11 protein-coding genes are annotated in these 11913 nt (G+C 37.8%); 9 read left to right on the forward strand and 2 right to left on the reverse strand.

Going from position 1 to position 11913, the window contains the following annotated elements:
- Positions 1 to 51: 51 nt before the first annotated feature.
- Positions 52 to 1095 carry a type IV pilus twitching motility protein PilT gene (locus ND2E_RS13605; RefSeq protein ID WP_033093307.1) on the reverse strand — a complete coding sequence of 348 codons (1044 nt, stop codon included), beginning with the start codon at positions 1093 to 1095 and terminating at the stop codon, positions 52 to 54.
- Positions 1096 to 1210: 115 nt separating this feature from the next.
- On the opposite strand from ND2E_RS13605, the gene ND2E_RS13600 reads away from it, so the two are divergent.
- The 9 genes from ND2E_RS13600 to ND2E_RS13565 all read left to right on the forward strand — a co-directional run bounded on the left by ND2E_RS13600 (position 1211) and on the right by ND2E_RS13565 (position 9875).
- Positions 1211 to 1930, forward strand: a complete 720-nt coding sequence (locus ND2E_RS13600; protein ID WP_033093308.1) for a YggS family pyridoxal phosphate-dependent enzyme — start codon at positions 1211 to 1213, stop codon at positions 1928 to 1930.
- A gap of 25 nt (positions 1931 to 1955) precedes the next feature.
- The gene (gene proC / locus ND2E_RS13595; RefSeq protein WP_033093309.1) at positions 1956 to 2777 is read left to right on the forward strand and encodes a pyrroline-5-carboxylate reductase; all 822 of its coding nucleotides are present in this window, start codon (positions 1956 to 1958) and stop codon (positions 2775 to 2777) included.
- Positions 2778 to 2816: 39 nt separating this feature from the next.
- A complete protein-coding gene (locus tag ND2E_RS13590; protein ID WP_033093310.1) occupies positions 2817 to 3362 on the forward strand; it encodes a YggT family protein in 546 nt (181 codons plus the stop codon).
- Positions 3363 to 3448: 86 nt separating this feature from the next.
- Positions 3449 to 3889: a DUF4426 domain-containing protein gene (locus tag ND2E_RS13585; RefSeq protein ID WP_052056403.1), complete on the forward strand. Its 441-nt coding sequence runs from the start codon at positions 3449 to 3451 to the stop codon at positions 3887 to 3889.
- 135 nt (positions 3890 to 4024) lie between these two features.
- Positions 4025 to 4642, forward strand: a complete 618-nt coding sequence (rdgB, locus tag ND2E_RS13580; protein ID WP_033093311.1) for an RdgB/HAM1 family non-canonical purine NTP pyrophosphatase — start codon at positions 4025 to 4027, stop codon at positions 4640 to 4642.
- A 26-nt stretch (positions 4643 to 4668) separates the two neighbouring features.
- On the forward strand, positions 4669 to 5826 hold the full coding sequence (gene hemW / locus ND2E_RS13575) for a radical SAM family heme chaperone HemW (RefSeq protein ID WP_033093513.1): 1158 nt from the start codon (positions 4669 to 4671) through the stop codon (positions 5824 to 5826).
- A complete protein-coding gene (gene tadA / locus ND2E_RS13570) occupies positions 5823 to 6371 on the forward strand; it encodes a tRNA adenosine(34) deaminase TadA (protein ID WP_033093312.1) in 549 nt (182 codons plus the stop codon). Before hemW ends, tadA begins: the two co-directional genes overlap by 4 nt.
- A 340-nt stretch (positions 6372 to 6711) precedes the next feature.
- Positions 6712 to 9054 carry a serine/threonine-protein kinase gene (locus ND2E_RS22375; RefSeq protein WP_052056405.1) on the forward strand — a complete coding sequence of 781 codons (2343 nt, stop codon included), beginning with the start codon at positions 6712 to 6714 and terminating at the stop codon, positions 9052 to 9054.
- Positions 9055 to 9134: 80 nt separating this feature from the next.
- Positions 9135 to 9875 carry a PP2C family protein-serine/threonine phosphatase gene (locus ND2E_RS13565; RefSeq protein ID WP_033093313.1) on the forward strand — a complete coding sequence of 247 codons (741 nt, stop codon included), beginning with the start codon at positions 9135 to 9137 and terminating at the stop codon, positions 9873 to 9875.
- Between the two features lie 491 nt (positions 9876 to 10366).
- Here the strand turns inward: ND2E_RS13565 and mltF are convergent, their stop codons facing one another.
- Complete coding sequence (mltF, locus tag ND2E_RS13560; RefSeq protein ID WP_081962003.1) at positions 10367 to 11911, reverse strand: membrane-bound lytic murein transglycosylase MltF; 1545 nt, start codon at positions 11909 to 11911, stop codon at positions 10367 to 10369.
- Positions 11912 to 11913 lie beyond the last annotated feature (2 nt).

Here is an 11913-nt window from a genome sequence, read left to right on the forward strand (position 1 = left end):
TACTATCCTTTATTCCATTCATTCATTCATTCATTCATTCATTCAAGGGTATTAAAAACCAGAAAATTGATTTTTATCAACCGCTTTTTCCATCGCGTCTTGCTTAGTGATCATACCTCGGTTTACCAGGTTTTGTAGACATTGATCCATTGTTTGCATGCCATGCTGCATACCCGTTTGAATAGCCGAGTACATTTGGGCGATTTTATCTTCACGTATAAGGTTTCGAATAGCAGGAACACCAATCATAATTTCATGGGCGGCAACACGTCCGCCACCGACTTTTTTAATCAGTGTTTGTGATATAACAGCGCGAAGTGATTCTGACAACATTGAACGCACCATAGATTTCTCTTCTCCAGGAAAAACATCAATAATACGGTCAATCGTTTTAGGTGCTGAGGTTGTATGTAGTGTACCAAAAACCAAATGCCCTGTTTCTGCTGCTGTCATCGCTAAACGTATGGTTTCTAAGTCACGCATCTCACCAACAAGAATGACATCAGGATCTTCACGTAATGCAGAGCGTAACGCCGCTTCAAAACTTAAGGTATCACGATGAACTTCACGCTGGTTAATTAAGCATTTCTTATTTTCATGAACAAATTCAATTGGATCTTCAATCGTGAGGATATGATCGTGTTTATGGTCATTAATATAATCAACCATCGCAGCTAATGTGGTTGATTTACCTGAGCCTGTTGGACCAGTCACTAATACTAAGCCACGTGGAGTATCGGATATTTCACGAAATATTTCAGGACAGCCTAAATCATCAAGTGTTAAAATTTTACTAGGAATGGTACGAAACACCGCTGCAGGGCCGCGATTTTGATTAAATGCATTTACCCTGAATCTTGCTAAATTTGGCACTTCAAAGGAGAAATCGACTTCTAGATTTTCTTCATACTCTTTACGCTGACGGTCATTCATAATGTCATATACTAACGCATTGACATCTTTGCCATCAAAGGCTGGAATATTAAGCTTACGTACGTCCCCATCAACACGAATAGCAGGCGGCGTCCCTGTTGATAAATGTAAATCGGATGCATTATGTTCGACACTAAATGCGAGTAATTCGGTAATATCCATAAAAGCCTCTTTTTATAAAGCGATAAAAAATAATAATATTATCTTTTATCGGTAATAATTTAATAGGTTATACTAACCAGAAAATAAGGTAAATTAACACAATTCAATATTTAACATGATAAATATAAAAGATAATCTTGATAAAATTAAAGCGCAAATTCAGCAAGCTTGTCAACAAAGCGGCAGATTTATTCCCCTTGGTGAATTATCACCTCAATCACCTATTGTTTCCCTTTTAGCAGTAAGTAAAACTAAACCTGCCTCACTCATTGAACAAGCCTATTTAGCAGGTCAACATGAGTTTGGTGAAAATTACCTACAAGAAGCAGTAGAAAAAATAGCAGAGTTAGCACATTTACCTGAGATAGTTTGGCACTTTATTGGACCTATTCAATCAAATAAAACCAAACAAATTGCCAATAACTTCTCTTGGGTGCACAGTGTTGATAGAGAAAAAGTAGCTTTGCGCCTAAATCAACACCTCACAGATGATAATCCTCACAATACTCCGCTAAACATTTGTTTACAAGTGAATATTAGCAATGAAGAGTCAAAGTCAGGTATAAGTATTGAGCAGGTCTTTTCACTTGCTAAAATTGTCGATAACTGTGATAAACTCACCTTACGTGGCTTAATGGCTGTTCCCGAAAAAAACGCCCCTAAAGCCAGTTATGAGAAAATGCAACAGTTATTTACCCAACTTAAAGAGCAGTATCCCAGTGTAGATACTCTCTCTCTTGGTATGTCTAGTGATTTAGATAACGCTGTGGCCCACGGTTCAACCATGGTAAGAGTTGGCACCGCCATTTTTGGTGCCAGAGAATATAAAGTTTAACCATTAATCGTTAGGAACTCCCTTTATGAATAAAATAGCCTTTATAGGTGCCGGTAATATGGCACGTGCCATCATTATTGGTTTAGTTAACTCTGGTATTACTCCTCAAGATATTATTGTAGCCAATCCATCTGAGTCCAAGAGACTTAATCTTGCTAAAGAGTTTGGTGTTTTACAAACGGATGATAATATTAAAGCCAGTGAGTTCGCTGATGTTATTGTGCTTTGTGTTAAACCACATTTTATCACTGATGTTTGCCTTCAAATCAGCCAAACAATCGATATTGCGGGGAAATTATTCATTTCTGTTGCCGCAGGCACGACTGTTGAGCAAATTCAATCCGCATTAGCAAAAGACATTTCTGCAAGCCATGCCCCTGTTGTTCGTGTCATGCCAAATACTCCTTCTCAACTGGGTTTAGGCATGAGTGGTTTGTTCGCCTCAACTGAAGTGACAGTAGAGCAAAAAGCTAATGCCGAAAAAATTACCAACGCTATTGGCAAAAGTATTTGGTTAGATGCAGAAGATAAGATTAATAATATTATCGCAGTCGCGGGCTCTGCCCCTGCCTACTACTTTTTATTTATGGAAGCGATGGAACAACAAGCGAAAATCTATGGATTTTCTGCAGAAGAAAGTCGCATGCTAGTGCAACAAACAGCTCTTGGCGCTGCCCAAATGGTAGCTCACAACAGCATTCCTATCAGTGAGTTACGAGCTAATGTAACCTCAAAAGGTGGTACAACACATGCAGCTATTGAGCAATTTAAACAAGATGGTATGGAAGCTATGGTAAAAAATGCCATGACAGCTGCCATTGCTCGTGCAGAAGAAATGGCTAAATAGTAGCCTTGATTGTAATTATATTTAATTAGAGGAAAACCAATGGAAGCAATTATTTATTTGCTTAGATTCGCCTTCGATGCTTTATTAATGATATTAATCATGCGCGTTTGGTTGCAATGGGTTAAAGCTGACTTTTATAACCCATTAAGTCAGTTTATTGTCAAAGTAAGTAACCCGTTAGTAATACCACTTCGCCGAGTTATTCCTGGCTTAGGTGGCTTAGATTTAGCAACGGTACTAATCGCTTATATCGTTGCAACACTAAAATTTGTTACGCTTGCTGCTTTATCCGGTGAAAGTTTAGGCGTGCTAGCTTTTTACATTGGTTTATTAGTGTTATTAAAACAAGCCGGCTTTTTACTTTTCGTTATCATGATCATTATGGCAATTATGAGTTGGGTTGTGCAGGGCTATAATGCGACATTAATGGTGCTTAGCCAATTGACTGAACCTTTTTTAAACCCAATTCGAAGAATAATTCCAAATATGGGTGGTTTAGATTTATCAATGCTATTTGCATTTTTAGCGATGAATGTCATTAACATCTTACTTTCAAACTCATTGCCTTACTGGGGGGCATTGTAAAACAATAGTATTTTTTGGGGGCTGTTCTATACTATAGACATGTAATAGAGCAGTACCAAATCCTCTGTATTATGTTGGAGAATCACATGAAAACGTCAATCATCAAATTATTTATTACCCTTAGTCTTAGCTTGTTTTTGATGAGCAATGTTAGTGCTGAGAACATGAAAAAACTAGGCTCTATGAATGTGCATTATATGGCTATTGGTTCAACATTTTTCACACCTGAAATAGCAAAAGTCTATGGTATTACACGTAGTCGCTATAATGGTTTGATCAATATTTCAGTCTTAGATAATAGCCAAAAAAATACGCCTTCAAAGACAGTGAGCATTACAGGTAAAGCCAAAAACAACCTAGGCCAATTTAAAGATTTAGCATTTAAAGAAGTTAAAGAAGGTGGTGCTATTTATTATCTAGCACAAGTTAACTATAGCAACGAAGAGACAATTCATTTTGATATCATGATTAATGATGGTAAAGAGAAACAACAATTGAAATTTTCACAAACCTTCTACGTAGATTAATTCTAAAACCTAGTTAACGCCTTTATGAAGAGAGCTTTTAAAAGCTCTTTTTTTTACGGTTAACTTTAGCGAAACAGGCAATTCTAGGATAGAATAGCGCGATTATAGAACACAAAATAGCAGTAGGTAACCATCATGTCGAAAATTGTATTAGCCACCGGAAATAAAGGTAAAGTTAAAGAGTTGGCCCAATTACTGGCTGAACAATCCATTGAAATAGTTCCACAAAGTGAACTTGATGTTTCTGACGTAGCTGAAACAGGCACCACCTTTGTAGAAAATGCCATAATCAAAGCACGCCATGCTGCAAAAGTTACAGGATTACCCGCTATTGCAGATGATTCAGGCTTAGAAGTTGATGCGCTAAGTGGCGCTCCTGGTGTTTATTCAGCGAGATATGCGGCAGATATCATTGAAGGTGAAGTTACTGACGATGACAATACTAACAAGCTGCTGACCGCGTTAGCTAATACACCTAACACATTGCGTACTGCCCGTTTCCACTGCGTTTTAGTTTATATGAAACATGAAAACGACCCTACACCACTTATTTGTCACGGTATATGGGAAGGCACTATCTCTAAAAATAAGCAAGGTGAGCAAGGTTTTGGTTATGATCCTGTTTTTTGGCAAGATGACTTACAAATGTCGTCAGCACAGCTATCACGTGAAGTGAAGAATCAACGTAGTCACCGGGGCCAAGCATTAGCTAAGCTAGTTGAGAAACTCGCTCATACTATCACCCCTAAGTAAGATCGAGCCCTGTATTTATGTTAGAAATGTTAGGAAATAGACCTTTATCACTCTATATCCATATTCCATGGTGCGTGGAAAAGTGCCCGTATTGTGACTTTAATTCACATGCCGTTAAAAGCGCCATCCCAGAACAAGATTATGTCACCGCTCTAATCAGCGATTTAGACGCAGACATTGAACGTTTCCAGTTAAGCGAACGGCCCTTACATTCAATATTCATTGGCGGTGGTACGCCTAGCTTGTTCTCAGCGTCATCGATTAAGAGTTTGTTAACTCAGGTTCTTAGTCGCTTCGAACACAAAGCAGACATTGAAATCACGTTAGAAGCCAACCCAGGCACTGTTGAAGCAGATAAATTTAAAGGGTTTTGTGATGCTGGTGTTAACAGACTCTCTATTGGTGTACAAAGTTTTGCCTCTGATAAGTTAATTAAGCTTGGTCGAATTCATGATAGCAATCAAGCAAAAATAGCAGCAAAACTTGCAACAGAAAGTGGTGTTACTAGCTTTAATTTAGATCTAATGCACGGCTTACCAAACCAATCATTAGAAAACGCGCTTGATGATCTTAAAACAGCCATCAGCCTGAGTCCTAAACATATTTCTTGGTATCAGTTAACGATTGAACCCAATACTATATTTCATTCTAAACCACCAAAATTACCTGTGGATGACGTTTTATGGGAGATTCAAGACCAAGGTGTTAAATTACTCAAAGAAGCCGGATATCTGCAGTATGAGATTTCAGCATACGCTAAACCTGGATATCAATGTCAGCATAATTTAAATTATTGGCAATATGGTGATTACCTCGGCATTGGCTGTGGCGCCCACGGGAAAGTCACGGACACAAGTACTCAAAAAATAATGCGTACTATCAAAGTAAAGCATCCTAAAGGATATTTAGATAATCAGCGTGAATTTTTGGATAAATTATCAGAAGTTGATGAAGGTGACCGCGCCTTTGAGTTCATGATGAACCAATTAAGACTACACAGTCCTTTTAGCGCTGAACACTTCCAAAAAAGCACGGGCCTTAAGATCAGCTCGATATTACCTTTACTGAAAGAAGCTCAGCAACAAAAACTCATGACTTATGAAGTGAAAAACGAGAAAGAATTTTGGCTAGTCACTCAAATGGGACAGCGATATTTAAATGACTTACTGGAGATATTCCTGTGACAGAGCGCTCATCGACAGATGCATCATTAGCGTCGAGTACAGAGGAACAAGCACAGCTTGATTTAACTTTTATGCAAAGGGCTTTTGAACTAGCGCAACAAGCTGAGCAACATAATGAAATCCCAGTTGGCGCAGTAGTGGTTTACCAAGGTAAGATTATTGGTGAAGGCTTTAACCAATCAATCATGCTTAACGACCCTTCAAGTCATGCTGAGATGAATGCAATTAGACAGGCTGGGGATTTTGTTAATAATTATCGATTACTTGACTGTACCTTATACGTAACACTTGAGCCCTGTCCAATGTGCGCCGGCCTGCTGGTGCATAGTCGAATAAAGCGCTTAGTATACGCGTGTAGCGATCTTAAAACAGGTGCAGCTGGCAGTGCTTTTGATTTAGTAAATAACCAGCAGTTAAATCACCAAATAGAAGTATATTCTGGTGTCATGGAAGAAGCATGTAGCCAAATGTTATCTGCCTTTTTTAAACGGCGTAGAAAAGAAAAAAAAATAGCCAAAAAAGCCGCTAAAAACACCTCGTTATAATAGCTATGCTCTATTTAAGCGTTAACAATACTGATGAATTATAGAGCGAAAAGATGTCCATCTGTCTTGCTTGATACTTTTTCTTAATTATCGAGACGTTTACGCGTCAAAAGTAGCGCTATTGCAAGGAGATTTAACAAAGCAGTAAGTAAAAATAGTAGCTAAATAAGTTTCTATTATGCAGAGATCAGCTTACTGAACAATTGACATTCCATTATGAGCCAAAAGTAAAAACACTTATGTGCTTAAATTTGATATGCCACACGCTTTCAGGTATTAATAGGGGTGTAACAGTAGCAGAACAATAATACTAAGAAACAGCTGAAGGTTATCACTACACATGGTTAAACGTTTTCTGCCCATCTATCATACGGGTTGGTTTTATCTACTTTTATTATTCTGGGGGTTTTCATTTTGGTATGTCTGCACCGGCGGTCTAAACCAAATAAACCAATTAAATGTTCAGTGGTTAAATCAGCTAAAGCCGAGCCCAGTTTCAATAGATAAAAAACGAGCCTTAGAAGCCAGTGACATTTTGACCTTGCACTCAAATTTCAATGGGCAAGATATAAAATCACTAACAACATTTTTATCTTACTATCCACATAGCCAGATAACACTGTTAGGTGAACATTCAAACAGGTTTATGAACAAGCTTGAGGGCTACCTGTCCTCTAAACCCCGTGACAGTAAAATAGTTATTGGCTCAAATAGAGTTAGCTCTGCTTCTCCTTTGAAACCGCAAGAAACCATGCCTTTTTCACCATTACTTAACTGGTTTCGCTTTTCATCACGCACTCACATTGAGATGATGAATTCGAAACACTTTATTTTTGCACCTTTACTACAAAGTAAGCGACAGGCTTTTCCTTTAGTATGGCAACAAAAAGGGATGTTATTTCTTAGTTTACCCGGCGAAATTATGAAACAACTAAGCCCAAACACCAATCTGCTCATTCAACAAAACTGGCAATTAAGCCTAATAAAGCAAAAAAGTACTTTTCCTTTAGAAAAATCCCCGTTAGGTTTTTTTGGTGAAGTATTTGTTTCAACAAACGCCCGCTCAATTGATACAACAAACCAAAAGCAAAACGCTGTAACAGATACTAATTCTCCAAGGTTAGAGACAGTCACTGAATTTATTCAACATCATTCTTCTAACACTAGACCTAACTACAAAGTAATCTTCATTACCGATGGTAAAAACTCTCAAGATAGTGTGCTCAAATCACTGCTTAACAAAATGATGCAAAACGATTATGCGTATCAAAGTATAGCCACTCATATCTTTACTTGGTTTCTCTTATTTTTGAGTGTTACCTTTACCTGGTTTATAGCTCGATTATCCTTAAAGCAACAATCAATCAGTGTGCTTAGTTACGTCTTCCTGCTGTTCATGTTGCAATATTTCTTTTTCAATCAGCAACAATGGCTTGAAGTGACTCCTATCACAATAATAATGATGGGGACATGGTTATTACTTTGTGGTTATCAAAAAGAATATAAGCTATTTTTGTCTGCATTAGATGAACAAAGAAATTCGAATGCCACTGAAGGTTGTTCATTAACATCTAATAACCCAGCAAACGGTAAAAGAACATCTACCATTAAGTCAGGGCTTAAAACAAAATTAAAAAACTTAATAAGTACTAAACAGGTTCCCCCTACTCAAGTACAACAAAGCAACGCATCACCTGAAGAAAGAACTCGCAATACAAGTTATAATCAGACGTCATCAACAAGAGACTTTACATCCACACTTGAAGAGGATGAAGGTCAAACATTAGTTATCGTTGATAACCCAGTATCAAAAAGCGCCTCAACAACTCAGCAATCTAGCGTTGAAAGCTTTGGTCGTTACCAAGTAGAAGGCGTGTTAGGCAAAGGAGCGATGGGTATCGTTTATCAAGGAGTTGATCCTAAAATCAATCGGCATGTTGCAATAAAAACATTGCAATTGGGCGATGATGTTGATTCCCCAGAGTCTGGTGAGGCTAAAGCACGTTTTTTTAGAGAGGCACAAACAGCGGGTGGCTTAAGTCACGCCAACATAGTCACAATTTATGATGTTGGCGAAGAGAATCACCTAGGTTATATCGCCATGGATTTGCTAACAGGTGCGCCATTATCATTATTTACCCAAGCAGATAAAATACTGCCCACCCCTTTGGTGTATCAATTATTAATTCAAATAACCGATGCATTAGAATATGCTCATCAACAAAATGTTGTTCATCGTGATATTAAGCCCGCTAATATCATATATGATGATGACTTGTTTAAAGTAACAGTTACTGATTTTGGTATTGCCTACGTCAGTGACAACAGTAATACTCGAACAGGTATTATTATGGGCAGCCCTTATTATATGTCCCCAGAACAAATATTAGGCTTAAAAGTAGACGGGCGTAGCGATATTTTCAGCTTAGGCGTCACTTTTTATCAATTACTTTGTGGGTATTTACCCTTTGAAGGTGAGTCCATTGCCACAGTAGCCTATCAAATAACAAAAGCGAAAGCTGTTGCGGTGAATCAACGCAACCCGAATTTACCCACAAGCGCAATGCGTATTTGTAGTAAAGCGATGCATAAAGATATTGATAAACGTTTCCAGTCCATGTCTGAGTTTAAGCTCGCATTAACCAATGCCCTTAAGCGAGATTTTAAAGTCACTGTGAATTAGCTAACATACTTCTGAGTATATAATTTAAAATTAAATAGCCAAGTTCTCATATTAAGAAAAAGGTAGACAGAGTTAACCCAATGAATTTTCATATTAAATCCCTTTGCCATCAGGGATCAATTCGAGACAATAACGAAGATGCAATCAGCTATGCTGTTCATAAAGAGCTGGATGTTGTCTGGATGCTCATTGCTGACGGCATGGGCGGACATAATGCCGGTGAAGTCGCTAGCGCGATGCTCGTTGACCAGATCAAATACGCCTGGGGTAAAGTATCAATAACTAAGCAAGCTAGCTGGCTAACATGGATTTCAGAGCAACTTAATACCGCTAACTTAAGCATCCTAAAACAAGCAAAAAAAACAGAGGGCCAGCAAGGAATGGGGACTACTGGCGTATTAATAGTCATTGAAAATAACAAATGTCATCTTGGTTGGGTTGGTGACTCCCGTGCATACACGCTCAAAAAGAAAAATTTGGTACAAGAAACAATTGACCACACCATGCTACAAGAATTAGTTAATAAAGGTGCAATTAGTGCTGAAACAGCAAAAAATGCAAACACTAAAAATTTACTTTCACAGGCGATAGGTGTTCGAGAAAAAATATCTGTTGATACCGCAACCATTGCGATAGAGAGTGGTGATACGATTATGCTTTCAACCGATGGCTTACATGATTACCTGACAGAGCAAGAAATAAATGACTATTTATCTGAGTTCTCTTCTGGAAAGGATGTTTGTGGAGATATGGTCAAACAAGCGATAGCCCAGAATAGTCGAGATAACCTCACGGTAGGTTTGATCAAGTTATGTGATTGAACGAAATAACCTGATAGCCGAAAGTTTATTTAAGGAAGATTATGGCGTCAAAATAACTGATAATAAGTTATTCTATTTGAAAGCAAGTATATAAATTGCTCTTATCGACTTCACTTATCTTCATTGATTTAAATAACGTTAAGTAAATTTGATAAAATGCTTTTTGTTGAAGCTAATTCTAGCTTAATGGGTTACTTGCTAGCGTTTCATATATTTCAGTAATAGATTGATTAAAATGAGACTGCCTACGTGAAGTCATTTTATGGTGCTGACGGTTTAGTTGTTTTCTACGCTGGTTACTCTTTAATGGTCTTTTCATCGTATATATTTCCAATTGGCTTTTAAATAGTCTGTTTACTATAGCCTGCTACCATGACATTTTTATGACATGGGCAAAATACATACAAAAGGACAAACTAGCTCAGGTTTAATATCATCGATACCTCAAAGTACGCAGTATCAAGTAATGGATACTACAGCGCTTCACTCGATTATTGAGCTGTTTCAGTGCTAACCTCTTCTTCTGAAACATTTCTATCAGTCAGGTTGCCGTCTGAAGGCAATTCGCTTTCTGATTTGTTTAATAATAAAGCTTGGGCAGCTTCTTGTGCTAACTGTAACGCAACAGCTTGTTCTTTAGCTTTCTCATCTAACCAAGTTAATGTGTCGTAATATCGCCTAATATTGTCAACATAACGAACGGGTTCTTCACCGCGTGCATAGCCGTGTTTAGTGCTTTTATAATATTTTTTCTGCTGTAATAAGGGTAAGCGACTTTTAACTTCTACCCAGCGATCCGGATCTCCACCTTGGCGTTGTGTAATTATCCTCGCATCATTTAAGTGACCAAACCCAATATTATATGATGCTAACGCAAACCAAATTCGGTCAGGCATCGGAATTCTATCGGGCATCATAGCAATCATACGCTTGAAGTATTTTGCGCCACCTCGAATACTTTGCTCAGTATCTAACCGACTTTTTATACCCATTTGTTTTGCTGTAGCTAAGGTTAACATCATCATACCTCGAACCCCAGTATATGAACGTGCCGTTGGATTCCAATGTGATTCTTGGTAGCTAATCGCCGCCAATAAACGCCAATCTAACTCTTGCGCATACTTCTCAAATAGCGATTGATATTTAGGTAACGTTCCTGCTACCGCTTTAATAAAAGTTCGCGTTTCAACATAATTAAATTGCTCAATATGACCATAGTATTTATCATCCAACGCTAACAATGTGCCATCGTGATGCACTGTACCAAAAAACTCGACCAAACTTGCTAAAATATCATCATGGCTATTGTTACTTACCATCCATGCTAGCGGCTCAGGTTCATTAATGCTAAAACCAATACTTATTTCAGGGTAATAGCGTCGATTAATCGCCAAGTTATTACTATCAATAATGGTATAGTCTATTTCGCCATTTAATACCTTTCTCAGCAATTCTTCACTGTCAAACTCAGTTGACTCTTGCCAAGACAATTCGCTATTTGTTTGTTTTAATTTTTCAAGGTTTTCGACGTAACTTGATGCCGAGGTAACCATCAAGCTCCCAGTTAAATCAGCCACTTTTCTCGGTCTAACATTGCCTTGTTTAAACACAAGTTTCTGACTAATAGTTTCATAACTAGGAGAAAACCTAAAACGTTGTAAGCGTTTATCCGTAACAGACAATCCTGCAGCAAGTAAGTCAACTTCACCAGTATTTAACTTAATAAAAAGTTCATCAAGGCTATAAGTCGGAATAATGCGTAATTCAACATTGAGTGAGTCAGCATACTTTTTTGCTAACTCATATTCAAAACCGGCGAAGCCAGTTGCAGTGGAATAATAGTTTGTCGGGCCAAAAATAGTACCTACATTAATATAACCTCTCGCTAAAATCCGAGATAAACTTGCAGACTCATTATCTTTATCACAAGCACTTAACAATACCGTAGTGAAAACCACCAAAAACAGTGAAAAAAATTTAGACACTAACTTACTAGTGAGCCTAGGTTTTATTGAGAAAAATATATATTTAGTCATGC

The organism is Colwellia psychrerythraea (assembly GCF_000764225.1).
GTDB lineage: Bacteria > Pseudomonadota > Gammaproteobacteria > Enterobacterales > Alteromonadaceae > Colwellia > Colwellia psychrerythraea_D.